The organism is Nostoc flagelliforme FACHB-838 (assembly GCF_014698065.1).
Lineage (GTDB): Bacteria > Cyanobacteriota > Cyanobacteriia > Cyanobacteriales > Nostocaceae > Nostoc > Nostoc flagelliforme_B.
Genome location: NZ_JACJSI010000006.1, coordinates 130,550 through 156,238, shown reverse-complemented (window position 1 = coordinate 156,238; position 25,689 = coordinate 130,550). Strand labels below are relative to the sequence as shown.

The 25,689-nt window shown below is 43.0% G+C and carries 26 protein-coding genes; 11 read left to right on the top strand and 15 right to left on the bottom strand.

The features are described 5' to 3' along the window. Nucleotides 1-44: 44 nt before the first annotated feature. The 5 genes from H6G97_RS05290 to H6G97_RS05270 all read left to right on the top strand — a co-directional run bounded on the left by H6G97_RS05290 (nucleotide 45) and on the right by H6G97_RS05270 (nucleotide 4,364). Nucleotides 45-761, top strand: a complete 717-nt coding sequence (locus H6G97_RS05290; protein ID WP_190939644.1) for an NnrU family protein — start codon at nucleotides 45-47, stop codon at nucleotides 759-761. Nucleotides 762-1,169: 408 nt separating this feature from the next. After that, nucleotides 1,170-1,556 carry a thioredoxin family protein gene (locus tag H6G97_RS05285; RefSeq protein ID WP_190939643.1) on the top strand — a complete coding sequence of 129 codons (387 nt, stop codon included), beginning with the start codon at nucleotides 1,170-1,172 and terminating at the stop codon, nucleotides 1,554-1,556. A 213-nt stretch (nucleotides 1,557-1,769) separates the two neighbouring features. Beyond that, nucleotides 1,770-3,872, top strand: coding sequence for an NAD(P)H-quinone oxidoreductase subunit 5 (locus H6G97_RS05280; RefSeq protein WP_190939642.1), 2,103 nt, complete (start codon nucleotides 1,770-1,772; stop codon nucleotides 3,870-3,872). 118 nt (nucleotides 3,873-3,990) lie between these two features. Then, on the top strand, nucleotides 3,991-4,182 hold the full coding sequence (locus tag H6G97_RS05275; RefSeq protein WP_118162850.1) for a type II toxin-antitoxin system HicB family antitoxin: 192 nt from the start codon (nucleotides 3,991-3,993) through the stop codon (nucleotides 4,180-4,182). Then, on the top strand, nucleotides 4,179-4,364 hold the full coding sequence (locus H6G97_RS05270; protein ID WP_152588361.1) for a type II toxin-antitoxin system HicA family toxin: 186 nt from the start codon (nucleotides 4,179-4,181) through the stop codon (nucleotides 4,362-4,364). The genes H6G97_RS05275 and H6G97_RS05270 overlap by 4 nt, the downstream gene beginning before the upstream one ends. On the opposite strand, the gene H6G97_RS05265 is transcribed toward H6G97_RS05270, so the two are convergent. The 8 genes from H6G97_RS05265 to H6G97_RS05230 form a co-directional block, all read right to left on the bottom strand. Further along, the gene (locus tag H6G97_RS05265; RefSeq protein ID WP_190939641.1) at nucleotides 4,345-4,644 is read right to left on the bottom strand and encodes a UPF0175 family protein; all 300 of its coding nucleotides are present in this window, start codon (nucleotides 4,642-4,644) and stop codon (nucleotides 4,345-4,347) included. The genes H6G97_RS05270 and H6G97_RS05265 overlap by 20 nt on opposite strands. A 468-nt stretch (nucleotides 4,645-5,112) precedes the next feature. Beyond that, on the bottom strand, nucleotides 5,113-5,502 hold the full coding sequence (locus tag H6G97_RS05260) for a hypothetical protein (RefSeq protein ID WP_190939640.1): 390 nt from the start codon (nucleotides 5,500-5,502) through the stop codon (nucleotides 5,113-5,115). A 72-nt stretch (nucleotides 5,503-5,574) separates the two neighbouring features. After that, the gene (locus H6G97_RS05255; RefSeq protein ID WP_190939639.1) at nucleotides 5,575-6,048 is read right to left on the bottom strand and encodes a helix-turn-helix domain-containing protein; all 474 of its coding nucleotides are present in this window, start codon (nucleotides 6,046-6,048) and stop codon (nucleotides 5,575-5,577) included. Next, nucleotides 6,045-6,428: a restriction endonuclease subunit S gene (locus H6G97_RS05250; protein ID WP_190939638.1), complete on the bottom strand. Its 384-nt coding sequence runs from the start codon at nucleotides 6,426-6,428 to the stop codon at nucleotides 6,045-6,047. Before H6G97_RS05250 ends, H6G97_RS05255 begins: the two co-directional genes overlap by 4 nt. Continuing rightward, entirely contained in the window at nucleotides 6,428-7,630 is a 1,203-nt protein-coding gene (locus tag H6G97_RS05245; RefSeq protein ID WP_190939637.1) for a restriction endonuclease subunit S domain-containing protein, read from the bottom strand. The genes H6G97_RS05250 and H6G97_RS05245 overlap by 1 nt, the downstream gene beginning before the upstream one ends. Then, a complete protein-coding gene (locus H6G97_RS05240; protein WP_190939636.1) occupies nucleotides 7,552-7,908 on the bottom strand; it encodes a hypothetical protein in 357 nt (118 codons plus the stop codon). Before H6G97_RS05240 ends, H6G97_RS05245 begins: the two co-directional genes overlap by 79 nt. 81 nt (nucleotides 7,909-7,989) lie before the next feature. Next, entirely contained in the window at nucleotides 7,990-8,316 is a 327-nt protein-coding gene (locus H6G97_RS05235; RefSeq protein ID WP_190939635.1) for a type II toxin-antitoxin system RelE/ParE family toxin, read from the bottom strand. A 4-nt stretch (nucleotides 8,317-8,320) separates the two neighbouring features. After that, the gene (locus H6G97_RS05230; protein WP_190939634.1) at nucleotides 8,321-8,578 is read right to left on the bottom strand and encodes a hypothetical protein; all 258 of its coding nucleotides are present in this window, start codon (nucleotides 8,576-8,578) and stop codon (nucleotides 8,321-8,323) included. Between the two features lie 359 nt (nucleotides 8,579-8,937). On the opposite strand from H6G97_RS05230, the gene H6G97_RS05225 reads away from it, so the two are divergent. Next, nucleotides 8,938-10,515, top strand: a complete 1,578-nt coding sequence (locus H6G97_RS05225; RefSeq protein ID WP_190939633.1) for an NAD(P)H-quinone oxidoreductase subunit 4 — start codon at nucleotides 8,938-8,940, stop codon at nucleotides 10,513-10,515. 182 nt (nucleotides 10,516-10,697) lie between these two features. Here the strand turns inward: H6G97_RS05225 and H6G97_RS05220 are convergent, their stop codons facing one another. Continuing rightward, nucleotides 10,698-11,672, bottom strand: coding sequence for a DUF4351 domain-containing protein (locus H6G97_RS05220; protein WP_190939632.1), 975 nt, complete (start codon nucleotides 11,670-11,672; stop codon nucleotides 10,698-10,700). Nucleotides 11,673-11,807: 135 nt separating this feature from the next. Between H6G97_RS05220 and H6G97_RS05215 the strand changes: the two genes are divergently transcribed. Further along, on the top strand, nucleotides 11,808-12,527 hold the full coding sequence (locus tag H6G97_RS05215) for a Uma2 family endonuclease (protein ID WP_190939631.1): 720 nt from the start codon (nucleotides 11,808-11,810) through the stop codon (nucleotides 12,525-12,527). Nucleotides 12,528-13,062: 535 nt separating this feature from the next. Continuing rightward, a complete protein-coding gene (locus tag H6G97_RS05210; RefSeq protein ID WP_190939630.1) occupies nucleotides 13,063-14,562 on the top strand; it encodes a family 10 glycosylhydrolase in 1,500 nt (499 codons plus the stop codon). A gap of 340 nt (nucleotides 14,563-14,902) precedes the next feature. Here the strand turns inward: H6G97_RS05210 and H6G97_RS05205 are convergent, their stop codons facing one another. The 4 genes from H6G97_RS05205 to H6G97_RS05190 all read right to left on the bottom strand — a co-directional run bounded on the left by H6G97_RS05205 (nucleotide 14,903) and on the right by H6G97_RS05190 (nucleotide 18,521). After that, entirely contained in the window at nucleotides 14,903-15,499 is a 597-nt protein-coding gene (locus H6G97_RS05205) for a molybdenum cofactor guanylyltransferase (RefSeq protein WP_190939629.1), read from the bottom strand. 1 nt (nucleotide 15,500) lies between these two features. Next, nucleotides 15,501-15,878, bottom strand: coding sequence for a VOC family protein (locus H6G97_RS05200; protein WP_190939628.1), 378 nt, complete (start codon nucleotides 15,876-15,878; stop codon nucleotides 15,501-15,503). A gap of 25 nt (nucleotides 15,879-15,903) precedes the next feature. Then, complete coding sequence (locus tag H6G97_RS05195) at nucleotides 15,904-17,961, bottom strand: thioredoxin domain-containing protein (protein ID WP_190939627.1); 2,058 nt, start codon at nucleotides 17,959-17,961, stop codon at nucleotides 15,904-15,906. 401 nt (nucleotides 17,962-18,362) lie between these two features. Further along, a complete protein-coding gene (locus H6G97_RS05190; protein WP_190939626.1) occupies nucleotides 18,363-18,521 on the bottom strand; it encodes a hypothetical protein in 159 nt (52 codons plus the stop codon). Between the two features lie 532 nt (nucleotides 18,522-19,053). Between H6G97_RS05190 and clpP the strand changes: the two genes are divergently transcribed. After that, nucleotides 19,054-19,665 carry an ATP-dependent Clp endopeptidase proteolytic subunit ClpP gene (gene clpP, locus H6G97_RS05185; RefSeq protein WP_190939625.1) on the top strand — a complete coding sequence of 204 codons (612 nt, stop codon included), beginning with the start codon at nucleotides 19,054-19,056 and terminating at the stop codon, nucleotides 19,663-19,665. Nucleotides 19,666-19,909: 244 nt separating this feature from the next. Here the strand turns inward: clpP and H6G97_RS05180 are convergent, their stop codons facing one another. Both H6G97_RS05180 and H6G97_RS05175 read right to left on the bottom strand, forming a co-directional pair. Beyond that, nucleotides 19,910-20,293, bottom strand: a complete 384-nt coding sequence (locus H6G97_RS05180) for a hypothetical protein (protein WP_190939624.1) — start codon at nucleotides 20,291-20,293, stop codon at nucleotides 19,910-19,912. 74 nt (nucleotides 20,294-20,367) lie between these two features. Continuing rightward, nucleotides 20,368-21,255 carry a hypothetical protein gene (locus H6G97_RS05175; RefSeq protein WP_190939623.1) on the bottom strand — a complete coding sequence of 296 codons (888 nt, stop codon included), beginning with the start codon at nucleotides 21,253-21,255 and terminating at the stop codon, nucleotides 20,368-20,370. Nucleotides 21,256-22,305: 1,050 nt separating this feature from the next. Here H6G97_RS05175 and H6G97_RS05170 point away from each other — a divergent pair. Together H6G97_RS05170 and H6G97_RS05165 are read left to right on the top strand one after the other, a co-directional pair. Further along, nucleotides 22,306-24,657 carry a ribonuclease R family protein gene (locus tag H6G97_RS05170; protein WP_190939622.1) on the top strand — a complete coding sequence of 784 codons (2,352 nt, stop codon included), beginning with the start codon at nucleotides 22,306-22,308 and terminating at the stop codon, nucleotides 24,655-24,657. A gap of 17 nt (nucleotides 24,658-24,674) precedes the next feature. After that, entirely contained in the window at nucleotides 24,675-25,295 is a 621-nt protein-coding gene (locus tag H6G97_RS05165) for a UbiX family flavin prenyltransferase (protein ID WP_190939621.1), read from the top strand. Nucleotides 25,296-25,689 lie beyond the last annotated feature (394 nt).

The following is a 25,689-nucleotide window of genomic DNA, read 5'->3' as shown; positions in this document are numbered from 1 at the left end:
GTTGTACTGAATTCAGTTTTCTTTAAATTACTTCACCCGTGTATATGCTGCTGATTTCTTGGTTGACACCCAGTCATTTTGTCATACTGGGGTTACAAATAGTTTTTGCGATCGCTCACAGTGGAGGCGCTGCTTTACGCCCTTGGGCAGAAAAACACATTGGCCCAAGGCTTTATCGCATTCTCTTTGCATTAATCAGCCTACCGTTGGCTGTGATATTGATTATTTACTTTTTTGGGCACCGCTATGATGGTTTGCAACTTTGGCAGGTACAAGGGGTGCTAGGAGTGCGAGAATTTGTTTGGCTGCTGTCAGCAATCTCGTTTTTGTTTTTATATCCTGCTACCTTCAATCTACTAGAAATTGCTGCCATTCAAAAGCCCCAAGTTCATCTCTACGAAACAGGAATCATTCGAATTACCCGTCATCCGCAGATGGTAGGACAAATAATTTGGTGTGTTGCCCATACTCTCTGGCTGGGAACTACCTTTACCCTTGTAACTTCCATTGGGTTGGTGTTGCATCACTTGTTTGGAGTTTGGCACGGCGATCGTCGCCTGAGCGATCGTTATGGGGAAGCTTTCGAAATTGCCAAACAGCGAACTTCAATTATTCCCTTTAAAGCAATTATTGACGGACGTCAATCTCTCAAATGGGAGGAATTTTTGCGTCCTGCCTATTTGGGAGTTGCCATTTTCATCGCTTTGCTTTGGTGGTCGCATCCACTGTTGATCGAAGCAACTAGTAGGATAGTATGGTAAATTTAGATGATCCCCAGTGTCAGCAGAAAATGCCAAAAAACTGAAAATTTCAGCTTATCAATTGCTCCAAATCGATGTAGGATAAATTCAAACATCTATCATTAGTGGGAGCGTTCAGTCAGCTTGAGATTTTATATTGGTAGTCGTTGGTCAGTTGCTTTTCCTTGGGAAAAGGTGGCAAATTCAGTTAAATCTCCAGGCGGCCTCGGCAATGAGGAGTTTAACATCCAAAAAAGCCACCGTGAAATCGCGCTGGCTTTTTTGTCAGAGACACATTAACGCACTCAATTTTTCTCTGTCCTGAAATTTTTGTCCTGAAAGCATCTATCGGTAGTTACTGACTTGCCAATCTTTCACTTCAGTGCTGATAGCTAGTTTGATATAAAACCTTATAATCCAAGAGGCGTCATGGTGTTGTCGGTTAGTGAGCGGACATTTACTCAAGAAGTTTTAGAATCTCCTATTCCTGTTTTAGTTAATTTTGAAGCACCTTGGTGTGGCTTGTGTCGGATTATCCACCCCCTGTTGTTGCAATTTCAAGCCCAATGTGGGGAAGAAATTAAATTAGTTGGGGTTAACGCCGATCAAAATTTTAAATTGTCTACTACTTATAGGCTTAAATCACTACCCACTTTACTATTGATTGAAAATGGCATTGTTCGCCATCGCTTGGAATGCTTTCGCGGCAGAGAAGATTTACGTCTAGCTTTAGAAGAGATTAAAGCCAGCTACAGCCACCGCCCCAAAATCTACAAAAGTTCAAAGACAGTGGACTTAGAGTGTCGGTCAGCCTGATGGATATTGGGTATTAGGCATGGGGCATGGGGCTAAAAACTAATGACCAATGACCAATGACTAATGACTAATGACTAATGACCAAATCTAAAACCATGCTTAACACCCCACCCAACTCAGTCTTGGGTGGGTTATTTTATCCTAAAGGGTGTGTGTCACAATTATTAACAGTTTGGACACGCTAATCAAGAATTTTAAAAGTAGGCGTCAGTGATGGAAGTAATCTATCAGTATGCCTGGCTGATTCCGGTGTTCCCTCTTTTTGGGGCAATGCTGGTCGGTCTAGGGTTAATCTCGTTTAATCAGGTGACAAACCGCCTGCGGCAGTTGAACGCTGTGGTGATTATCTCCATGATGGCAGCAGCTATGGCACTGTCGTTTGCCTTGTTGTGGAGTCAAATTCAAGGACACGCGCCTTATCTCCGCACCTTTGAGTGGGCAGCTGCTGGTAATTTTCACCTGAGCATGGGCTACACTATTGACCACCTGACAGCCCTAATGCTGGTGATTGTTACAACAGTAGCCTGTTTAGTCATGGTTTACACCGATGGCTACATGGCTCACGATCCCGGTTACGTGAGGTTTTACGCCTATCTCAGTTTGTTTGGCTCTTCAATGTTAGGTCTGGTGGTCAGCCCCAACCTAGTACAGATTTATATATTCTGGGAACTGGTCGGGATGTGTTCCTACTTGCTGGTCGGTTTTTGGTACGATCGCAAGTCAGCAGCAGATGCCGCTCAAAAAGCGTTTGTAACCAACCGGGTGGGCGACTTTGGTCTATTACTCGGCATTTTGGGGCTGTTCTGGGCAACAGGAAGCTTTGATTTTAATATCATGGGCGATCGCCTCGCCCAACTCGTCGAATCAGGTAGTATCAGCAATTTTCTCGCTGTCCTGTTTGCGATTTTAGTTTTCTTAGGCCCAGTTGCAAAATCAGCGCAATTTCCTCTCCATGTCTGGCTACCAGACGCGATGGAAGGCCCCACACCCATTTCTGCCTTGATTCACGCGGCAACAATGGTGGCGGCAGGTGTTTTCCTAATTGCCCGGATGTACCCAGTATTTGAAGGCGTTCCAGTTGCAATGAATGTCATTGCCTTTACTGGGGCGTTTACGGCGTTTTTGGGGGCTAGCATTGCCATTACCCAAAACGACATCAAAAAGGGCTTGGCTTACTCCACCATTTCCCAACTTGGTTACATGGTGATGGCAATGGGAATAGGTTCCTACAGTGCTGGATTATTCCACCTGATGACCCACGCCTATTTCAAGGCAATGCTGTTCTTGGGTTCAGGTTCTGTAATTCACGGTATGGAAGGTGTCGTTGGACACGACCCCGCCTTAGCGCAAGATATGCGCTTGATGGGTGGACTGCGAAAATATATGCCTGTCACAGCAACTACTTTCTTAATTGGTTGTTTGGCAATTTCTGGTATTCCACCCTTTGCTGGTTTCTGGTCAAAAGATGAAATTCTGGGTAACGCTTTTGAAGCTAACCCATTTCTTTGGTTTATCGGCTGGCTAACTGCCGGGATTACAGCTTTCTATATGTTCAGAATGTATTTCATGACATTTGAAGGCAAATTCCGGGGTACTGACGAGAAAATCAAGGAAAAACTTAAAAAAGCTGCGGCGACAATTGTCTTGGAATTAGAGTCAGAAGAACCAGTCCCGAATTTTGGGCCTGGGGCAATGAAGAAAGGAGAATTGGCGGCAACTAGTCAGCAGCATGATTCCCATGACTCCCACGGGCATCACAGCGACTCTCCCCACGAATCGCCGTGGACAATGACGCTGCCGTTGGCACTGTTGGCTGTGCCTTCGATTTTGATTGGTTTGGTGGGAACTCCCTACGCCAATTATTTTGAAGAGTTTATCTTTCCTCCTAGTGAAACTCTCTCCGAAGTTATAGAAAAGTCTGCCGAGTTCAATCCGACGGAATTCTACATCATGGCAGGTGCCTCAGTCGGAATTTCTTTGATTGCGATTACCCTGGCTTCGCTGATGTATTTGCGCCGTAAAATTGACCCGGCTGCGATCGCTGCTAAAATCCAACCACTTTACGAGTTATCCCTCAACAAGTGGTACTTTGATGACATTTACCATCGGGTTTTTGTCCTCGGCTTGCGTCGCGTAGCCAGACAAGTTATGGAAGTTGACTTCCGCGTTGTAGATGGTGCTGTTAACCTCACAGGCTTTTTCACCCTTGTTAGCGGTGAAGGTCTGAAGTACCTAGAAAACGGTCGCGCTCAATTCTATGCCTTGATTGTGTTTGGGGCGGTTTTGGGCTTAGTGATTGTTTTTGGTGTTACCTAATTTTCATAGGGGTGGGCGATCGTCCGCCCCTAAGTTTTTTTAAGAGTCTAATTTAGACTCTTTTTTTGGCGGATAGTTCAGTAATTCGATAGTTTAGAAAAAGGTGGTGAATAGGCACATGACAAAGAAGAAATACATTTACTGGCAAGATGATGATATGTGGTTAGGGTATCTTGAAGAATATCCTGACTATTGGACTCAGGGTGAAACTGAAGAGGAGTTAAGAGAAAATTTACTCGATATTTACAGTGAATTAACAAGTGGAAATATCCAAAATATTCGTAGAGTTGCAGAACTTGAAGTTTCATGAAACGAAGAGATTTAATCAGTAAGATTGAAGAAATGGGTTGTATCTTCGTTCGTCATGGTGGCAAACATGATTGGTATCAGAATCCAATAACAAAAATTTCTCAAGCCGTTCCTAGACACAGAGAAATCAAGGAGCAACTTGCAAAACATATTATTAAGATGCTTAGTGATGAAGCAGGCTAATACTTAGAATAAGAGGTTGAGTAATTGCTTGGTCAATAGCTTGTAAGTCTTGCTCTAAGTCAGCTACGGTGTAGGGTAGGTAAGCTTCATAGGTTTTAAGAAAAGCATCGATAGCAAGTCGAGAAGAAAGATTTAACAGACGTTGAACTTGAGCAGTAGAAATTTGTTGATGGCGATAAGCTTCAACCACTAGAGATTCTAAGGCGCGGCGAGAAAGTTGGTCAGGGGTATTAGCGAGTTGATGGGCAATGTCATCGGGTATCTCAATGGTAATTTGCATTTGCAGTGTACTTTAACGAATGTATGATGCTTATTTTTAAGAATAACTGAGCAGCATCATACATTTTTAGCAATGCTCCGGTTGGGCTAGGCGATCGCTTCTCAAATTAAACCACTGTACAAGCTATTCCTCAATATCTTTTACATCATTTGGCGGTTCAAACATAATCTCAAAACCTCCATTGGGAATAGTTCGGCGCAAAAATCTTAAATGGTCGTCTGCATCTTGGCGGTTAGCAAAACGAGCGACGGTGTGAGATTAGGTAATCACTACAGTTTTTACTATCACCCAAGGATGATTTTGGACAATAACTGGTTTTATCATGGTGAATGTCTCCTTTTGTTAGGGAGCCAAGAGCCAGCAGGAAGCCTCGGAAACTTATTTGCTGGCTTTTGACAAGATTTGTAATTTTGTTGCTGGGTTGCTGTAAGTGTGAGTGTGTTTTCATCGCTTCTAAACACTCTCATCTCATAGATTTTGCGGTAAAAGCTGGGTTGCATCATGGTCGTGAAGTCCTGGGACAACTAGCCATAGCCACATCCGGCACTTGAACAAGCGCAATGATAGAAGTTCTTCAGGGAATATTTGATTTCTGTGACCTTGCCAGTGTCCAAGGTGTGCAAGTTGTTGTTTGGCGCAGGTTGGGCAGAGGTCGCCTGGTTTTCCTTTGTCGATGGTGTAGTTTGAGTCTTCAGGATTGAGGGGTTTAATTCCAGGAAAGCGCCCTGCTTGGGAATGAGGGCAGGGTTTGCCGTCGAGTTCTGCGGGGATGATGCCAGTACAAATTAGGTTGTCGGGGTATACGTTGCCGTCAGGGGAGAGGAAGAGGGCTTTGGCTTCGGTGTTTTGAATATTCATGCTCTACCGAATAAAATGTTTGACCAAAAAACAATATATGCGGTAAAGTATTATTATGTAAATAGATTTAGTTTAAATTTTGAATCCAGCTTGTTTTGCAATTAAGGTCAAATACTTTGATGTGGCTAAAGTCGGCTCATATACACTTTTTTCCCATTGGCTCACTGTTGCTTGTCGCACACCTAGCCTTTGTGCAAACTCCGATTGTGTTAAATCCATGTGTTGCCGCAGTGCTTTGATTAATTCAGCATTCCACAGTACAGTATCACCCTGAAGCTCAACTTGATATTTATCAGGAGGTTTACGAAATGTCACTTGTTGCTGATCAAAATCTACTTTTTCAACACGATATCCCGCTTCCATCCAAGCGTAAGCTTGTGATGAGCCTTGTTTGCGGTTACTCCACCATGCCTGTTTATTTCTTGCTGATTCAGGCAACACATCATTTATTAAAGTTTCAATTTCAGCAAATGATAAAGTTATTTCATTTTGCTCACTGCCACGCAAAAATTCAAGGAGTGGTTGGTATTTACTGCCCTCCTTCATGTCATATCTTCCTGTCCCAATATCATGCGCTCAACACGGGCTTTTGCTGATAAAAGTATATCTTCGGCTTGATGGCGCAAAAAATTAGCTTTAGTACGTAGCTCATCTGCTTCTTGAACTATTTTATTTTGAATTTCAATCGCTGGTAGAGGGACTTTAAGTGCTTTGATACCCTCTATAGTAATATTCATTTGAATAGAACCTGTTTTCTGTTGTTCAACTTGGGCTTTACCAATTGCTGAATTCAAAAAATATGCAATGAAGAATGGATTAGCTAAACCCTTACGAAGTCTAAATTTAATTTGAAATGAACCGAAGGCAAACCCATTTGCCTCAGATGGTACAACTGCGACTATGCCCACAGAACCACTACGAGACATCAGTAAGTCTCCTGGTTTAACAAAGGCTTTTCCAAGTAAATTGCGTTTACTTTCATCAAATACACAATATTAGAAATATCAATATAATTGGGCTTTAAATTTCCAATACGTAGAAACGGAATGCCATCATCAGCATAGTCATTTTTTATTGATGCTCCATAGTGTATTTCCTCAATTAAATTCCCTAAATATTTTATATCATGTCCGCTATTATCTAATATAAATAAAGCATTTTTAGCTCTTGGAGATTGATAGTTAATATCAAACCTTGATGATAATAATTCCTTGATAGATATGCAGAAATATTTGGTATCTTCAATTTCAGTACAATTTATTTGTAGTTTTTCTAAAACAAAATTACTGATATGTAAGTCTATATATTCAGCCTGTGCTAGCTTTTTATATCTTACAACATAAGCATCCTGCACTATTTGAGCAATGCGGTCTTGAATAGGTCTAGGAGGAACAGGAACTAGCATTTTTCGTAATCGTCCATAATTCACAATCGGCACTACACTTTTTGCTGCGCTAACTTTAGTCTGAATTGTCCCAAAACGACTATTAAAAAATAGAGACAAATAATCCTCATTAAAAGCCAAACGCACACCCAAATCATCACCAAATTTTTTCGCTAGTGTTTTTCGTTCCCACTGCTTCGCTTTCTCAAAAGTGTCTCTTACCTGAACTAATAAACGTTCTGGATCAGTTTCATTACTAACACTAAATACATAAGCCCGTGATTCTCCTGTTTGCTTTACCAAGTCAATTGTTGCCTGTTCGTCATACCACTTAGCAAACAAGAATTTAACCATTGCATCAACGGCTTCTTGTGGCTGCAAACCCTCGTTATCTCTAAGAATTGAGTGACAACCAGAACGCGTATCTCCCAAAACCTCCCGAAATCTATCACGGGTTAGGGGCGTGAGTCCGGTTTTAATCCCATCTGGTTCACTGGGATTAAGGATTACAGTATAAAAACTGTGCTTTGCGGCTTCACGGGCGCTTTCATACTTCTGTAAATCACCAATTATTTCTAACTTTCTTGGATATTCAAGGTCACGACGATAAATTACTGTATGTTTACCACTGGTTAAAATGGCATAACGGGCAGATGGTGAAGCACTCATGTAAGCATTGAGTCGGTTAAGATGATCGACCCAACCTTCCCCCTCAGTCCCGCCAACTTTTTTACTTGGTTCCATAGCCTCCACCCTACGATGTCTACACGTCCTTGATAGCGTCGCCCACTTTGATAAGTTCCCTCGGCAAAATCTGAATTTAGTTCTAGTTCCATTGCCTCTAGTGGAACACCGTACTCTTCTACTAAAATCTGAAGCGCCCACATCGTCACAGGGTCTTCTGCTGGACGCACATAAGAACCATCAGCTTTAAATAACTTCAGTAGATTTATATGCTGGCGATAGTTCTGTGGTATATTCGCCGGATTTTGGTAAGGATTAGTGAAATCGGAGAAAGGCATGAAGTTATTGCTATGGGAGACAGACTACACAGTAGATAAATGATATGCGATCGCGGGCGATCGCGCTTTATCTATGTATGGCTATGTCTTTTTAATTGCATCTTCAATCTCCTCTAAGCTCACATCTGCCTGATCCGATTTTGCATAGATGAGTAGAAGTAAGACGCATTCAGGTGAGACAAGCTGATAGATCACCCGATATCCACCACTTTTACCCGTCGGGATATCACTGTTTTTTGCTCTAACTTTAAAAACGGTCAAGTCTATCCCAGAAATTTGATCGCCGATAAAATTCCCAGCCTGTAGCTGATCGATAATGGGTTGAATGTCAATTTGAATTTGCCGATAGCGTTTAGTCAGAGTTTTGAGACGGCGTTTGAAGGGAGATGTAAAGCGAACTTCTGACATAAATCTAGGCTTCGATATCGTCCCAAAGCTCTGAAGCGGGGAAAGTTTGTCCTGCTGCTGCTTGTCGCACTGACTCTTGCAAATCGGCTAATATTTGTGCTTTTGGCTCTTGTTCATCAATCCAAGCTAAACCACTGACGTTATCAGAATTTATGGAACTTATAAGCTGTTGCCAAAGTTCTACAGGGACGAGTACATCTGTTGTTTCTCCATTTATGTTGGTGACATAACGAATTTGACTTTCAATTTGTGCGATTATCATTATGCTTAGTTCTCCTGTTATGCTTTTTTGTACCAAATCGCTTTTTTCAACAACCACCAAACAGCATTTTGTATTTTTAGGGTTGGACTACGCGTAGACGCGGAGCGGCTTGTCGTAGACATCGCACTACTAAACTATAATTTTATCGGCTTTTTGAGGGTAAATTTTTGACTTCACTGGGAGTATCACAACCCACATTCCGCACACCCAAAGTGTCAAACAAAACTCCCAAGAGAAAAAATCGGGGATTGCCAATTTAATTAAATCAACCTAACGAGGAAGACGAAATCCCCAAAAAGCTGTTACTTAATAACTAGTGACTTTTTGCCAAACATGATTTTGATAGCAGACGAATTGTGATGAATACAGCTAATTTTCCGTGGCTGACGACGATTATTCTGTTGCCGATAGCCGCTTCACTACTGATTCCCGTCATCCCAGATAAAGAAGGCAAAACAGTGCGCTGGTACTCCCTCATCGTAGGGCTGATCGATTTTGCACTAATTGTTTATGCTTTTTATACTGGGTATGATTTCTCCAATCCAGATTTGCAGTTGGTCGAGAGTTACCCCTGGGTACCCCAACTAGATTTGAATTGGTCAGTAGGGGCAGATGGCTTATCTATGCCCCTAATTATTTTGACTGGATTCATTACCACGCTGGCGATTTTAGCAGCTTGGCCTGTTACCTTCAAGCCGAAGCTATTTTACTTCTTGATTTTGGCGATGTATGGCGGTCAGATTGCCGTGTTCGCTGTCCAGGATATGCTGTTATTTTTCCTGGTGTGGGAACTGGAACTAGTACCGATATACTTTCTGCTGTCGATTTGGGGAGGCAAAAGACGGCAGTATGCAGCGACTAAATTTATTTTATACACAGCAGGCGGTTCGCTGTTTATTTTGCTGTCTGCCCTGACAATGGGATTTTACGGCGATACGGTGACGTTTGACATGCGATCGCTCGGCTTAAAAGACTTCGCCCTCAATTTCCAACTTGCCGTCTATGCTGGCTTCCTGATTGCCTACGCCGTCAAGTTGCCGATTATTCCCTTGCACACCTGGCTACCTGATGCCCACGGTGAAGCTACAGCACCTGTACATATGTTATTGGCGGGTATTCTTCTGAAAATGGGTGGTTACGCCTTAATTCGGATGAATGCTCAAATGCTCCCCGATGCCCACGCTCTTTTTGCACCAGTGTTGGTAGTTTTGGGGGTAGTTAATATCATCTACGCTGCCTTGACATCCTTTGCCCAGCGCAATCTGAAGCGAAAAATTGCCTACTCCTCAATTTCTCACATGGGCTTTGTGATGATTGGTATTGCCTCCTTCACCGATTTGGGATTGAGTGGAGCAGTGTTGCAAATGGTTTCCCACGGGTTAATTGGGGCGAGTTTATTCTTCCTGGTTGGCGCAACTTACGATCGCACACACACCCTGATGTTGGATGAAATGGGTGGTGTTGCTAAGAGAATGCCGAAGATTTTCGCCATGTTCACCACCTGTTCAATGGCTTCTTTGGCACTGCCAGGGATGAGCGGTTTCGTGGCAGAATTAATGGTATTTGTCGGCTTTGCTACTAGCGATGCTTATAGTTCTACCTTCAAAGTCATTGTTGTATTCTTGATGGCAGTGGGAGTAATTTTAACTCCGATTTATCTGCTGTCGATGTTACGAGAAATTTTCTACGGAGAAGAGAACAAGGAATTAGTTTCTCACCAAGCTTTGATAGATGCTGAACCCCGTGAAGTATTTATCATCGCTTGTTTGTTAATTCCAATTATTGGTATTGGTTTCTATCCAAAATTGCTGACTCAGATGTATGACGCGACAACTGTACAATTGACGGCAAGATTGCGTGATTCCGTGCCAACATTAGCACAGCAAAAAGACGACACACTAAAGGTTTCTTTGAGTGCGCCCAAAATTGCTAATTAAGTTGCGATCGCTAGTTTAGTTTAAATATTGATTGCTTTAAGGGCGGGTTTTATACCTGCCCTTTTTGTTACTCACTCGTAACTTTTTATTCAGTAAGGTAAAAAATTATTGAACTGAGTTAAAAAAATCCTCTCTCGCCAAGTGAGTAGATGTATTTTTTATATTTTTAATAAAAATAGATTTTAAGCTGATTGATTTGTTTGCAACCAGTTAAGCAAATCTTCCATAGCAGTAAAATCTAACAAAGCTTCGCCAAGGGTTTCTAATTGATTTAAAGAAAGAGATTTGATGCGCTCTTGCAATTCTAGTGATAATTCTCCCACTTGTCTTTGTAGTAACCTTAAAATAAGCTGTTGTTCACCTTCTTGTTTTCCGCGCTCGTAGCCGATGCGCTCACCTGTAGTTACATATCTCATAGTCCGCTCCTGCTCAAATTGTTTAAACTCTTCCCAAAACTGATTTTCCAATGCCTTTGGTAATATCATAACCCAATCGATAAATCGATACAGATTACGAATATCCTGCTCTCCTAACCCCAAATCATATAGTCTGCGAATTAAGCTAAATTTCCATATTTTGCGTTGTTCGGGTGATGATCGCGTTTGCTGCGTTTTCAAATGCGCCATGACGACAGTTGCAAATGGATTATCGCTATTTTCTAACTCATGAAATCTATTTTCGTAATCTAAAAGTTTAATACTGCCAAATTCAAAAACTAAGCGAGTATTGGGATAATTGTAACTGTAATTGCTTGGCCGCCATTCGCGGTTTGGATCGCAGAGAATTCCAAGACTTATTGCTAGTCGATCAAAGCGGTCAAATATGCGAAAATTGTAGGTAAACATCCGCTTACTAAAGTTATCTTCTTTTTGTCCCTGAATTTCAACATGGATTAATAACCACAGTTCTTCCCCTTGGGTTTGCCAAACTTTAACTAATTGATCGGCATATCTCTTACGCTGTTCAGCTTCACGAGCTATTTGTTGAAATTCTTTATTTATAAATTCGTAGGGACGTTCCCAATCAATTAATGCAGAAGTTTCTGGAAAAAAGAAATGCATTGCTTGGGGAAAATAAGCTTCTATAATTTCTTTCCAAGGGCTATCAAAATTAGCGCGTAGGTGTAGCCCGTCGTAGACATCATCAATATTGGTCATAATTTATCCAAGAGGTTCATTTTCGCCACACTTATGTGCATCCAGTAATCCACAATAATTTTGTCTTTATATACTTCCTTAATTATCGATACATTTCTTACAATCAAGGTACAATCAGATTTGGTAAAACTGCTTATGTTAAACTACAATCCGTTACATTGTTTGCCATCTTCCGAAGAATTACCCGACTCAGATGATACCGCTGTGGATAATGAACTACAAAATTTAATTCCCGGCTTACTGAAAACGATACTGGCTTTGGTTTGGTGCGATCGCTGGGATTGGTTTTTTGGTGTTGACATGGGTATTTATTATGACCCGGACAAACCAGCTATTGTCCCTGATGGGTTTCTCAGCTTAGGAGTTAAACGCTTTATTGATGAGGACTTACGCCTGAGTTATGTGCTGTGGGAAGAAAAGAAGCTGCCAACTTTAGCACTAGAAGTTGTTTCTCAAATATATCGGGAAGAATATAGCACCAAGAAAGAATTTTATGCTAAAGAATTAGGAATTTTATACTACATTGTATATAGTCCTCTTCGGCGTAAAAAGACACCTTTGGAAGTGTATCGTCTAGTTGATGGGGAATATATTTTAATGTCAGGAAATCCCGTTTGGATACCAGAAATTGGTTTAGGGATTGGTAAAGAACGAGGAATTTATCAAGGTATAGTTCGGGAATGGCTGTACTGGTATGACAAAGAAGGGCAAAGATTGCTAACACCAGAAGAACGTATCAGGGAAGCGGAAGAACGCACAGCTTTTGAAGAACAGCGACGTGTGGAAACAGAACAACAAGTCAAAATGTTAACAGAAAGGTTAAGAGCGCTAGGTGTTGAGCCAGAAAGTTTGTAATAGATTCACAAAATTTTGTCATTTTCATAATCCAGTTGCTTATTGAGCTATAGGCATTAGTTGGGACGGACATAGTGAAATTGACAGGCAAACTCTAGGGTAAAAGTAAATTGAAAAATTAACTGTATTCAAAATTTAAATCAAGAGCCGATAAAAATATCAACTAATACAATGACGCTAGAACTGCATTAAGTTCTGATAGCTCAAACCGATAGATATTTAGTCCAATTAAATTTGACTCCAGAGCAGGAAAAGGAATATTTACAGTGTAAATATGGTAAGCGATGTCTACGACGGGCTACGCCTACGCGTCTACAACTCACTGAGCCAGAAATTCTGGACTTCATCAATCATTTAAAGTTACAATTAACCCTTTGCATAAGTTTGTAGCAAATTGACAGGGGAAAACTTTTGACGGTAGGGTAAGCTTATGTCAACATCCCTCAATCATTCAGTCCTCTGATTGGTCGGCAAAAAACTTGCAGGGTACAAATTTTTAATTTTGAATTGTTATAGTGTGCATCTACTGATAGGTATGTTTAACCGTTATTTGAACGTTGCAAAATCAAAATTATTTTGGCGGCGCTTATTTACTGTTGTTTTCACTAGTAGTTCCTTGCTCCCCAACTTTGGCAGCCAACCAGCAATGGCGCAAGTAACTGAATATTGTCAGTTACCATCAGCGGCTGTGCAAGAAAAAGAAAATTTACGTTTGTCAGCCCTCAAAGGCAAACAAGATGCTCAAACGCGCTACCAAAATTTATTACAAAAACAGGCACAAGAATTACGGGAGTGCCGTACTCGCACTTGGCCAAAAATCCAAGCTATTTGGTTGCGCTTGTATCCTTGTGACGTTCAGCCAGGAACAATTGATCAAATTATGGATCGGATTGTTAACCGTGGCTATAACCAAGTTTATTTAGAAGTATTTTCCGACGGGCAGGTATTATTGCCAGCAAGAACTAACCCGACGGTTTGGCCTGCTGTCATTCGCACTCCAGGGGCAGAAAACATTGATATACTCGCCACAGCAATTAAAAAAGGTCGGCAACGTGGCTTGAAAGTCTACGCCTGGATGTTTACCACAAATTTCGGCTATACTTACGCCCAGCGACGAGACAGAGAAGATGCGATCGCTCGTAATGGCAAAGGTCAAACGAGTTTATATGTGGTAGATAACGGCTCTCAACTATTTATTGACCCTTACAACACGCAAGCAAAACGCGACTACTACCGATTGGTACAAGAAATTTTGCGCCGTCGCCCAGATGGACTGCTATTAGACTACGTGCGTTATCCCCGGCAAGCTGGAAGTGATTCCATCGCCACCAAAGTTTCAGATTTATGGCTATTTAGTCCTGCAACCCAAGAAGCTTTATTTAAACGGGCACAAAATTACAAAGGGCTAGACTTGATTCGCCGCTTTTTGAGTAAGGGATTCGTTACTGGCACAGATGTAACGCAAGTTGATAAACTTTATCCTCAGGAAGGAGAACCTCTTTGGCAAGGACGCATTCTCCCACCAGGGCAAAAATCAATCCTGTCTGCAACCGATAGACAGCCGCTTTTACAATGGGAGTTGTGGCAGCTTGCCGTTGCCCACGCCATGCAAGGAATTCTAGATTTTGTTAATATCGCTAGTTACCCAGCAAAACAGCAAGGTATTCCTACAGGAGTGGTCTTTTTCTCTGATGGCAACCAAACTGTTGGACAAGGGTATGATTCCCGTTTGCAACCTTGGGATCGGTTCCCCGCTACATTAGAATGGCATCCTATGGCTTATGGAACTTGCGGTAATGTCAGTTGTATTGTGGCGCAAGTGCAGCGGGTTTTGAGTATGGCAAAACCGGGTACGCAAATTATTCCCGCCTTAGCTGGTAAATGGGGAGAATCCGTTAGTAATCGTCCATCGCTAGAAGCGCAAATGCAGGCACTCCGCAAATTTGCCCCCCAGCTAAAGGGAGTTAGCCATTTTGCCTATTCCTGGCAATATCCTCAGAGTGATAACGATCGCAAATTCTGTCGCACTCGGTAAGGGACTTCCAACTAAAAAAATACTCATCGCTTTGGTGAGCAGGGGAAGCAGGGGGAGCAGGGGAAGCAGGGCAATACGGTTCGTATAAGCAGGGGAGGCAGGGGATGCAGGGGAGGCAGGGGAGGCAAGAGAGTTATTATTAAGCAATTTCTCTTCCCCTGCTTCTCTTCTCCCCCTGCTCAAGAACTGCTCGCCTCAACAGATAACTTTGTTAACCGAACCGTATTGGGAAGCAGGGGAGGAATAATCTAACGATCATCTTCGCTCCCAAAATTGAATAATTTAATTTCTGGAAGTCCCTAAGCAATAGATAGTTCCACATATACTCCCAGTCCCCAATTCAACTTAAAGCCAAGTCCTCTGGTGTATTACAGTTAAACAGCATTTCTAGTTCTGGTAAAGGCAAAACTTCTACAGGATATTGCTGAAGCCACTGCTGAAACGATCGCCCCCCTTGGTTGATAAACTCTAAAAGTTGGGGCAAACAGCGACGGCGATAGAAACCACATAGAGGTTCCCAACCTTTGGGATGATGAGCTAAAGCTGCGACCTTATCATCTCCCACCCTATCAAGTCTAGTTACCCAATCTTGCAACACCTCAACCCGCAATCTCGGCAAATCGCAAGCTAGCAGTAGCACCCATTGTGTTTGCACTTCGGCTAGTCCTTGGGCAAACCCAACTAAAGGGCCGTGGGCTAGAGGTTCTCCAGATAAAGGTATTTCCCGAATAAACTGGCAGCTAGGCAAAAGCAAATCTTGATAGCGTTCTGGCCAGGGAGTGACTACATAAATAACATCAGCACAGCTTTGAGCAATGCTACAAACTCGCTGTAACAACGGCATTCCTTGAATGGAAATCAGGGCTTTATCCTGACCCATGCGAGAACTTTTGCCACCTGCTAAGACTATGGTAGTTAATTCCCTGCGGGTAGTCATGTTAGTTTTCTGGCTCAAAAAACGTAATGCACACACCAGTTACATCAATAATGGCAAACTCCTTCATTCCCCAAGGTTGTGTTTGCAACTGACCGTTGGGATGAATCATTTGTCCGCCTTGTGCTTGAAATTCCTGATAAAGCTGCTCAATACCATCAACTTTGATCCGAAAAGTTGTCCATTCTGCAAGGTGTTGATCGTCATTTTTTTGCAGAAAAATTTCTGCACAGTCGCGTTTTATAATTGCCATAATCACCGGATCGCCTTCTTTATGGATTGTTGTAAAACCAAGTTGTTCATAGAAAGCGATCGCTTTTTCCATATCGCCACCAGCAGGAATAATAGGACTGATGTTTCCAAGTACAGGCGGTTTATTCATGGTTATGCGTCCGATGTTGCCAAAACTATCCTCTATTTTGACTTTTCTCCACTTGCTGCAATAAATGCTCTACACTTTCTGCTGGTGCAAGACACTTCAAACCTTGGCAAACTAAGCCAACGCTTCCCTCTGGTAAATCAGATGTGATGGCAAACACAGACGCTGGTAGAAATTTAGGGATCAAAGAGTTTATTTGCTCAGTGGTGGTGCGAATCAAGGTAGAGTTACGATACCAATCCAAAGCTGTAAATAAACTGGGGCAAGCTTGAGGAGCGCGATGCATGACACTCTTAAAAGCTTTTAACCCAAGTTCCACTAAATCCAAATAATCTAGATTATCGGTGAGTTGAGCGAGGCGGACAAGGTTAGCGATCGCAATTCCATTGGCTGATGGTGTCGCATTATCGGCGTAACTGCGCTCTCTCACAATTAAATCTTGACTAGAATCACTTGATGTGTTGTAATATCCGCCTAACTCTACGCTCCAGAGAAACTCGTTGAATTCATCTTGGATAGCGATCGCTTTTTCTAACCATTGTTTATCTTCAGGATTGGAAGCTTGTAAATCTAGGAGAGCTTTAATAAACAAAGCGTAATCTTCCGATTGAGCTAAAACGCTTGGTTTTCCTTGATAGTTGAGGCGGTGGAAACGCCCATCAACAAACTGATTTTCCCAGATAAAATTTGCCGCTCGTGCTGCTAATTCCAGATATAAAGGTTCTTGGAACACCCCAGCAGCCCTAGCCAGCCCGGAAATCATCAAGCTATTCCAGGCGACAATCATTTTCGTATCTGTCACCGAAGGAATGCGACCCGGCCAGTTAGTGGTTTTTGCTTCCTGATTGTTACGAGCAGGGGGAAAAGTTTCTAGTGACTCCAAACTAACGCCATAGCGAGCTGTAAATAGCTTACTCAGTGCCGTTTCCAGCGTTGCACTCAGTTGACCTGAATAGCGTCTTTGCAAAACATTATGTCCTTCAAAGTTGCCGTTAGGGGTAACACTAAACTGCTGCTGTAATTCCGTTAATTCTTTAGGTGTTAACGACTGTTGTAGTTCGCTGTAACTCCAGACGTAAAAGGCTCCTTCTTCTGGTTCTACCGCCGTGGGAACAGTGAAGCTATCGGCATCTTGAGCAGCATAGAAGTAACCTTCAGGCGCGGTCATTTCCCGCTTCAGCCATTGTACAGTACCAGCAACTGCCCTCTCAAAGGCTGGTTCTTGTACTCCTGCACTCCATAAATTTGCTATATACTCCACAATCTGTCCATTGTCGTAGAGCATCTTTTCAAAATGGGGTACTGTCCAAGTAGAGTCAACAGTATAGCGATGAAACCCACCGCCCAGATGGTCGTAAATGCCTCCCAGTGCTAAGTCTAATCCCCGTTGGGTACACACTTGATTGCCATCATAGCGAGATTCAAAATTAAATCGAGTTCCCCGCAATGCCAATTCAGCATAGGGAATCATCGGAAAGCTATTACCTGATTGGCTAGGAGTAATTACACCTGTGCTGGTTTCCCAACCTTGGCGGAGTAATTCTCGGTCTTCAAGCTCATCGGTTGTACCATCTTGCAACACCGCAGATGTGAGCAGCGACTCAATAATTAAGGCTTTGCGTTGTTGTAATTCTGCTTTTTCAGTATCGTAATAACGGCGAAGAGCTTGCAACACTTGCAAAAATCCCGGGCGACCATAGCGCGGGTCTACAGGGAAATAAGTACCAGCGTAAAATGGCACTAAATCTTCTGGAGAAAGAAAAATATTTAAAGGCCAACCACCTTGACCGGTCATCATCTGCAAAGCTTGCATATAGATGCTATCGAGGTCTGGTCTTTCTTCCCTATCTACTTTGATGGGAAGATAATTGGCATTCATGTAGTCAGCGATCGCAATATCAGAAAAAGCTTCGCCTTCCATGACAGTACACCAATGGCAACTAGAGTAGCCAATGGAGAGAAAAATTGGTTTATTTTGCGCCCTTGCAGTTGCAAGCGCTTCGTCACACCAAGGCCACCAATCAATTGGGTTTTCGGCGTGTTTACGGAGATAGAGGCTCTTAGCTTCAGCAAGGCGATTAGTCATGATTAAACGCTAGTAGTTGCCTTCTTTGCTCAGTCTATCGTGTTCCCAGGAATGTTACCCTAGACCAGATATGGAGATTAAGCAAGAAACCCTACGAGTTAATTACTCCTTGAGCAAGAGATATAGCGGTTTTCGTTTACGTGAGGTACAACCGTAGGGGCACGGCACTGCCGTGCCCCTACACATTGTCATGTAATGTTGTACCGCATCTGAATGGGAACTGCTATACTACTGGATGTTTTGGCGATCGTCTAAGTAAGTTGGTGTAAAAAATTGCAGATTTGTAGTCAGCGTTTTAACGCTTTAGCGCTGACTACAAGGCAATCATCTTTAATCATCTTGATATAATTTGGTTTATTTGCGCCGACTTAGTTACACCAGTGCAATTTAATGAAACATTCTTATTGAAAAGTTCGCAATAGCAAGCTCACAATATTATTTGGTGGCGTTTCTTGCATAGGTGATGCTGTCTTTGTCTGAATTAAAGTATTCGGGCTAAGTCCTGCTATCAAATGGAGCAAGAAGGTGATGATGGCGGCTTGTATAAGTTTTTCCAGCATGGCACGTCTCTCTCTGGGTGGATAGCATTTCAATTAGGACTAGTTATTGTAAATACACCTTGTACTATCGACTTACCGAATCTAACAAAAATAAATTGCTAATTGCTGAGGGAAATCCTAAAAAAATGTTTAAAATGTTACTTAAAATTAACATTACTCCCTAAGCAAGTCGGATTTCGGTTATCGGTCTAATCACTACATTGCCAAGCTTGTGCAGCAAAGGCCGAAACATGAGATTGGCGATAGTTAAAGTTTTTTGATTTGTTCTTCCCTAAATCGGGATATTCTCTTAGACAGCTTTTATCGCTAAAAAGTGCCCTTATAGATTGAAAAAAACGCAAGGGAGCTTTAAACGCGCGTGAAAAAAAATTCTTTCCTCCGTGGCTCTTCACCCTGACTTGACTGCTAGGGTATCCTGAACTCTGTCTTTTGACTGCTTTTCATTTCTATTTTGCTAGGAATAGTAGAGATAAACCCCAGTTTCGTGCCGTCACCGATAAAATGTATTTAAAGTAGCCACAAACACGCTTCCATGATTCCTATCGTTATTGAACAATCGGGTCGAGGTGAACGCGCCTTTGACATCTACTCACGGCTGTTACGTGAGCGCATCATCTTTTTGGGACAACAAGTTGATAACAACATTGCTAACTTGATTGTTGCCCAACTGCTGTATTTGGATGCTGAAGACCCGGAGAAAGACATTTATATGTACATCAATTCTCCCGGTGGTTCAGTGACGGCTGGTATGGGCATTTTTGATACTATGAAACATATTCGCCCTGATGTCTGTACAATATGTACCGGATTGGCGGCGAGTATGGGCGCTTTTCTCCTCAGCGCTGGTGCTAAGGGTAAGCGGATGAGTCTACCCCATTCTCGGATTATGATTCATCAACCTCTAGGCGGCGCTCAAGGACAGGCGACTGATATTGAAATTCAGGCGCGGGAAATTCTTTACCACAAGCGGCGGCTAAACGATTATTTAGCTGAACATACAGGTCAACCAATTGAGCGCATTGCTGAAGATACTGAACGTGACTTCTTCATGTCACCAGAGGAAGCCAGGGAATACGGTTTGATTGACCAAGTGATTGACCGTCACGCCGCTGGTAGCCGTCCAGAAGTTGCTGCTGTTAATTAATAGTCACGATTGGTTAATGGTGATTTACCACTTTTAATTTCCTTAAACCCCAAAAACAACCCCTTTTCATTAGTGAGAAGGGGTTATTTGACTTCAAAAGTCGATTTAGAAGTTCAAAACTCGATTTATACCATTTAACTTTAATAATGATACAAATACGCTGGTAAGGGCTTGTCTTTGCCATGCCCCTACGATAAATCTATATGTATCAGGATTTTCGTGAATTGGTATTAGAAGTTGGAAATCAAAATTCTGCTCTTGGATCTGGCTGAGATTGGAGATATTGGAGGAATTTATGCAATTGCTCATCGGTCAGTGAAGAACGCGATCGCTTTCCGTCCCTGTTCTGTGTCCAGCCTAAATGCTCTATCTCGACATCAGTCTTAGCCAATACCTTCTTCCAAACAAGCAAATGCGATCGCTTAACAAGCAAATGCTGTCGCTCAACAAGCAAATGCTGTCGCTCAACAAGCAAATGCGATCGCTCAACAAGCAAATGCTGTCGCTCAACAAGCAAATGCTGTCGCTTAACAAGCAAATGCTGTCGCTCAACAAGCAAATGCTGTCGCTCAACAAGCAAATGCGATCGCTCAACAAGCAAATGCGATCGCTTAACCTGACTTTTCACGGGATGTGGAAAAGGGGATAGACTTTTGCAAAAGGTCTATTAGTCCTTACAAATGACCAATGACTAATGACAAATCAAAATCCCGCTATTGGGTCTGGTTGAGATTGTAAGTATTTGAGAAATCCGTGTAATTCTTCTTCAGTCAGCAAAGTACGCCCACGCTTGCCGTAGGTTTCAATCAGATGCTCCCGTCCCTGTTCTGGTGTCCAGCCTAAACGCTGAAGTTCAACATCTGTTTTCGCAATTACATCCGATAAATCCACGGGTTCAGCTTTCTTCTTTCTCTTTCCTGTCCCCGACGGCGTGGTGACATTTTCTTGAGGGCTGTAATTCCGAGGTGTAAATGGTGTGACATTATTAGCAGAAATTCCTGGAAAGCTTTGATTTTCCACCTGGTTATCAAAGGTTATTTCCAAGTTCTCAACCGGGGGATCAAATTCTAGCTCCCGATTAACGGGAACAGGAAAGTTTTGACCTAAATCTGGGCTATAGGTATCGCTTGCTACGGGTGCAGCATTGCTGTAGCCGTACTGTTCATTAGTGCTTGTTACTACTTCTGGTTTGATGTTCCGTCCTTTAGAAGGCGGTATAGATATTTCTTTATCGCTAACCCCTGACCACTGATTATCCACAAACTCCTCATTTTTTCCAGAGGAATAGGCAGCAGGCTCACTTAATCCACCTTTGGTATTTAAAGAAGGATTTAGGTGTGTTGGGGAAATTGGATTTGAGGTAAATGCCACTGATTCTGGTGGCGCATTTGTAATACCCAAAACTATTAGCGCTCTAGTTCTGGCTTGGTCTTCTGCTGCTTCTACTGTTTCTGCTGCTGCCATACCCGTAGCACGGGTTACGCCTTCAATTTGCACGCTTGCCCGGACTATATATTTTCCTTGAAAAATTTGCACTAATTCAGAAATCAAACTGCCCTTGGGATACAAGCTCTGGAATTGAGCCAACATAATACTGCTACCAATCTAAATCTGTTGAGGACTGGGGACACTTCGACAAAGCTCAGTGAACACTGGGGACTGGAAACTGGGAAAGAATTATTTTAATCCTAATCCCTAGTCCCCAGTCCCTTTTAAAGTAATATTTTTGCTTTGCCTTGTGTCCCAATTGTAGCAGTAGCTCTTTTTTGACGAAATTTTTAACGAGTGCTAGCTTGTCTGGGTAGTATTGCCTGCAATGCTATACTAATTACCCAACTCAATATCTAGAACTATTTTCTGGAAGTGCGCTCTAAATCTACAATAATGAAGATAAGGTTCGCCCTCACTGCTTATTAAACTGCTTACCTAATTGTTACCGATTCTACATGTGGGAAAATTGGGTTCACCGGCAGTTCCTCCTAGTTAAAAATCAGAGTCTAATGGCTTAAAATTACCTTCACTCTAGACAATCAAACACCTGTAGTTTCCACGCCACTTGACGGCAGTTGCTCCACTTGGGGAGACCTCAAGACCGCACTGCCTCCTCCACGGGAGACCCCAGACGCTCGCAGACTCGCTATCGCTTTAGCGTCTCCCCTTGGAGAAGACCCTCCGGGTTCGGCAGTCCCCCAGACGCTCGATAACTCGCTAACGCTGCGCTATCGACGGGAACCGCCTCACCGCAGTGGCTCCCCTGCATAGCGCTTTTGAGCAGTATGGATTCTCTAAACCCAGCTTCTCAAAAACCCGTCGCGTAACTACCTAGCGGGGCTAAATGTTAATCAGGCGTGCAATCTTGAGTTTGGTTAGGTGAAGAGAATTGAACGCAGGCAAATTCTGAGAGGATCGTGCAGTGAGAAGTTCGTAAACGCCCAGAGTTGTCCGTGGGTCGGCTTCCTTGCAAAGGAACTGCGGGAGTAGTTTCCCGCTTTTGCTGGGTCGGGCTTCCTTTCCTTAGAACTTAGGATGCCTTACTTCAGGACAATTAGTTTCCAGCTTGTTTCTGTAAGCCGTGAGGATATACAGAAAAGAACCAGATTAAACAACAAATGATGTTTTGACCAAAGGTCGGTTCACTGCATGGAATTTTCAATCGCTACACTCCTTGCCAATTTCACCGATGATAAATTGGTAGCTCGGAAGGTTTTAGAAAAGAAACTTGGCTGTGAAGATGAAAAAAGTTTACAAAAACTTCACATTGCTTTAGATGTTCTAGAAAAAATCGGTATTTTAGTGAAAGAACGGGGCAAGTACCGTCGTGTCTCAGAAGAGGGAGTAATCGAGGCAAAACTCCGTTGTTCTAGTAAAGGGTTTTGCTTCGCTATTCAAGATGTAGAAGGCGCTGAGGATATTTACATCCGCGAAAGTCATCTGAGTAATGCTTGGAATGGCGATCGCGTTTTGGTTAGAGTTCTCAAAGAAGGCAGTCGCCGTCGCTCTCCTGAAGGGGAGGTGAAGCTGATTCTCGAACGTTCTAACCACACTTTACTGGCACGAATTAAGCAGGTAGAAACGGGTTTCCGGGCTGTGCCTTTAGATGATCGATTGCTGTTTGAACTCAAGATTCAACCCAATGGGGCAAAGTTAGAAGAAGCGATCGATCACCTGGTTCACGTTGAAGTCTTGCGTTACCCGTTGGCACAATATCCTCCCCTTGGTCGAGTGGTGCAAATTCTCGGCAGTGATGCCGAAGCTGCTGCTGATATAGATTTAGTTACGTGCAAACACGACCTTTCCCGGACTTTTCCAGATAATGTCGTAGAAGCATCTGCCAAGTTGCCCAAAAAGCTCCTCAAAGCAGACCTGAAAAATCGGCTGGATTTACGTAATTTGTTTACTCTGACTATTGAAGGGGTAAATGGTGATACCAAAGTTATAGAAAACGCTTTTAGTTTAGAAAAAAACTTAGCCGGAAATTGGCTTTTGGGCGTTCATATCACTGATGTTTCTCACTATGTCCAACCTGACGAAGCCCTTGATAGAGAAGCACTCAAACGGGGTAAATCAGTGTATTTGGGAGAATTGGTGTTGCCAATCTTGCCCCCAACGGTGGTAGAACGCTGTTCTTTAGTCCCTGGGAGCGATCGCTTAACTATCTCTTTTTTAATTACTATTGATCCTCAATCGGGAGAAGTCCTAGAGTGGGAAATTCAACCCAGTGTAATTAATGTCGAAACTGCACTGACTACTGAACAAGCCCAAGCAATTCTTACAGGTGAAGCGCAAGAATCATCACAAGTTTCCCAAATCCTGCAAAACCTCCAAGCCTTGCAAACAGCCGTCAAACAGGTACGGTTGAATCGTGGTAGCCTCCAGTTGAATCTGCCACCTAGCCAAAACGCCTATTATGATGAGGGAATTCTCGGCGCTGTGGTGGTGAATGATTTACCAGTGCGATCGCTACTTACGGAGTTGGTGTTGCTAGTTAATCAACTGATGGCAACTCACTTAAATGCCCTTGGTGTTCCCGCTATCTGGCGAGTCCAAGGTACTCCCGATGTTGAAGATGTCCAGGAAATGCTGAAATTGGCAGTCAATTTAGGCGTTGACCTCACACTAGATCCAGAAGTCGATATTCAACCCTTAGATTATCAACATTTGACCACAGCTTTTGGCGAATCTCCCTCTGAGCAAGTTCTTACTTACTTATTACAAGATACGCTTAAGCCATCTGCGTACAGCACCACCAAAGGATCTCACTTTGGTCTAGCACTAGCGCAATATGTCCACTTTAGCGCTCCCTTGCGACGTTACCCAGATTTGCTCATGCAGAGAGTGTATTACGCGCTACTGGAAAACGGACGCGATCGCCGCAATACCCGTGTAAGAGAGCGGGTTAACCTGCGCCACTCCTCTAGCCATGAGGAAATTAACTGGAACGTTTTACCCCCAGAATTGCAACAAGAACTGCAAAGCGATTTAACTAGGGTAATTGTCCAAATCAACGACCGAGAAAAAGAAGTCCAAGAAGCCGAAGCCGATTTAGCTGGACTGCAAAAAGCCCAACTGATGAAGCAACGCATTGGTCAGGTATTTCAAGGCGTGATTACCGGGGTTCAATCCTACGGTTTCTTTGTGGAAATTGAAGTATCAGCAGCCGAGGTAGAGTCCAGCAGTAATCCTGGTGTGCCTTTGAGGGTAGAAGGATTGGTACACGTCAGTTCTCTCAAAGATGATTGGTATGAATATCGCGCCAGACAACAGGCACTGTTTGGTCGCAAAAATCGCGCTTCTTATAGATTAGGCGATCGCGTCGCCGTCCAAGTTAAGAGTGTCGATTACTACCGTCAGCAAATTGATTTGGTAACAGTCGGCAGTGATGGTGTAGCTAAAGGATTAACTGGCAATGATTCCAGTGAAGAGCTTTCAGACCTGTACTTACCAAATGACATTGAGCCTGATGACCTAGATCCTTACTCTGAGGATGAGTAAAATAAACTAAACCCTACGTGTCAAATAACACTAAACCTTTAATTTTAGGCGTATCGGGCGCATCTGGTCTGATTTACGCTGTTCGCGCAATCAAATTTTTGCTAGAAGCAGACTATAGCATTGAATTGGTTGCCTCTAAATCAACATACATGGTTTGGCAGTCAGAACAGGAAATTCGGATGCCACCAGAACCAACCGGGCAAGAACAATTTTGGCGAGAGCAAGCTGGAGTCGCACTTTCCGGTAAACTACGCTGCCATCCTTGGGGTGATGTTGGAGCCGGGATTGCCAGTGGTTCCTTTGCCACTCTGGGGATGATAATTATTCCATGCAGCATGAGTACAGTGGCAAAGCTAGCAGTTGGCTTGAGTTCCGATTTACTAGAACGGGCAGCAGATGTCCAACTCAAAGAAGGGCGAAAGCTGGTCATTGTCCCGCGTGAAACCCCTTTTAGCCTCATCCACCTCCGTAATTTAACCTCTTTAGCAGAAGTTGGAGTAAGAATTGTCCCCGCGATTCCCGCCTGGTATCATAATCCCCAAACCATTGAGGATTTAGTTGATTTTGTAGTTGCCCGTGCTTTAGATCAACTAGATATTGACTGCATCCCAATTCAGCGGTGGCAAGGTCGTCGCTAACGCCCTCTGTGGATTTATTGTAAATTTCACAATAGTCCTAAAAAGGTAATGATAGAGATGGCTGATAGTGTCAGTAGTCAGTGAAGAGTAATCGGAGGTAGAAGGCAGGAGGCAGGATAGCGCAGCGTTAGCGAGTCCGCGAGCGTCGGCAGAAGGCAAGAGTAAACCACGTTTAAAAGCAAAGCGTGGGATTGAAGCAAGAGCGGAGGTGGAGCGGTTTGTCTGGGTGTTTTGTATCGCACTCCGTGCCGCTACACTAACGCGTTATGTATTGTCTCTACCAGTATCTTCTTTTTAAACTGGGTAAATAACCCAGAACTATGGTTCCTGAGCTTGTCGTTGGCACAGCCTCTTGTAGACAAAGAAAGTAATCTGCCTCCTACCTTGCCTCTTG

Excerpts from the sequence above, each read along its gene's own strand:
- H6G97_RS05260 (WP_190939640.1), bottom strand. The coding sequence starts at position 5,502 with ATGAATATTCAAAACACCGAAGCCAAAGCCCTCTTCCTCTCCCCTGAC.
- H6G97_RS05220 (WP_190939632.1), bottom strand. The coding sequence starts at position 11,672 with ATGACCAATATTGATGATGTCTACGACGGGCTACACCTACGCGCTAAT.
- H6G97_RS05210 (WP_190939630.1), top strand. The coding sequence starts at position 13,063 with ATGTTTAACCGTTATTTGAACGTTGCAAAATCAAAATTATTTTGGCGG.
- H6G97_RS05215 (WP_190939631.1), top strand. The coding sequence starts at position 11,808 with ATGTTAAACTACAATCCGTTACATTGTTTGCCATCTTCCGAAGAATTA.
- H6G97_RS05240 (WP_190939636.1), bottom strand. The coding sequence starts at position 7,908 with ATGCCTTTCTCCGATTTCACTAATCCTTACCAAAATCCGGCGAATATA.
- H6G97_RS05235 (WP_190939635.1), bottom strand. The coding sequence starts at position 8,316 with ATGTCAGAAGTTCGCTTTACATCTCCCTTCAAACGCCGTCTCAAAACT.
- H6G97_RS05190 (WP_190939626.1), bottom strand. The coding sequence starts at position 18,521 with ATGCTGGAAAAACTTATACAAGCCGCCATCATCACCTTCTTGCTCCAT.
- H6G97_RS05200 (WP_190939628.1), bottom strand. The coding sequence starts at position 15,878 with ATGAATAAACCGCCTGTACTTGGAAACATCAGTCCTATTATTCCTGCT.
- H6G97_RS05290 (WP_190939644.1), top strand. The coding sequence starts at position 45 with ATGCTGCTGATTTCTTGGTTGACACCCAGTCATTTTGTCATACTGGGG.
- clpP (WP_190939625.1), top strand. The coding sequence starts at position 19,054 with ATGATTCCTATCGTTATTGAACAATCGGGTCGAGGTGAACGCGCCTTT.
- H6G97_RS05195 (WP_190939627.1), bottom strand. The coding sequence starts at position 17,961 with ATGACTAATCGCCTTGCTGAAGCTAAGAGCCTCTATCTCCGTAAACAC.
- H6G97_RS05280 (WP_190939642.1), top strand. The coding sequence starts at position 1,770 with ATGGAAGTAATCTATCAGTATGCCTGGCTGATTCCGGTGTTCCCTCTT.
- H6G97_RS05245 (WP_190939637.1), bottom strand. The coding sequence starts at position 7,630 with ATGGAACCAAGTAAAAAAGTTGGCGGGACTGAGGGGGAAGGTTGGGTC.
- H6G97_RS05175 (WP_190939623.1), bottom strand. The coding sequence starts at position 21,255 with ATGTTGGCTCAATTCCAGAGCTTGTATCCCAAGGGCAGTTTGATTTCT.
- H6G97_RS05265 (WP_190939641.1), bottom strand. The coding sequence starts at position 4,644 with ATGCAAATTACCATTGAGATACCCGATGACATTGCCCATCAACTCGCT.
- H6G97_RS05225 (WP_190939633.1), top strand. The coding sequence starts at position 8,938 with ATGAATACAGCTAATTTTCCGTGGCTGACGACGATTATTCTGTTGCCG.
- H6G97_RS05170 (WP_190939622.1), top strand. The coding sequence starts at position 22,306 with ATGGAATTTTCAATCGCTACACTCCTTGCCAATTTCACCGATGATAAA.
- H6G97_RS05275 (WP_118162850.1), top strand. The coding sequence starts at position 3,991 with ATGACAAAGAAGAAATACATTTACTGGCAAGATGATGATATGTGGTTA.
- H6G97_RS05250 (WP_190939638.1), bottom strand. The coding sequence starts at position 6,428 with ATGTCTCGTAGTGGTTCTGTGGGCATAGTCGCAGTTGTACCATCTGAG.
- H6G97_RS05205 (WP_190939629.1), bottom strand. The coding sequence starts at position 15,499 with ATGACTACCCGCAGGGAATTAACTACCATAGTCTTAGCAGGTGGCAAA.
- H6G97_RS05230 (WP_190939634.1), bottom strand. The coding sequence starts at position 8,578 with ATGATAATCGCACAAATTGAAAGTCAAATTCGTTATGTCACCAACATA.
- H6G97_RS05270 (WP_152588361.1), top strand. The coding sequence starts at position 4,179 with ATGAAACGAAGAGATTTAATCAGTAAGATTGAAGAAATGGGTTGTATC.
- H6G97_RS05285 (WP_190939643.1), top strand. The coding sequence starts at position 1,170 with ATGGTGTTGTCGGTTAGTGAGCGGACATTTACTCAAGAAGTTTTAGAA.
- H6G97_RS05255 (WP_190939639.1), bottom strand. The coding sequence starts at position 6,048 with ATGAAGGAGGGCAGTAAATACCAACCACTCCTTGAATTTTTGCGTGGC.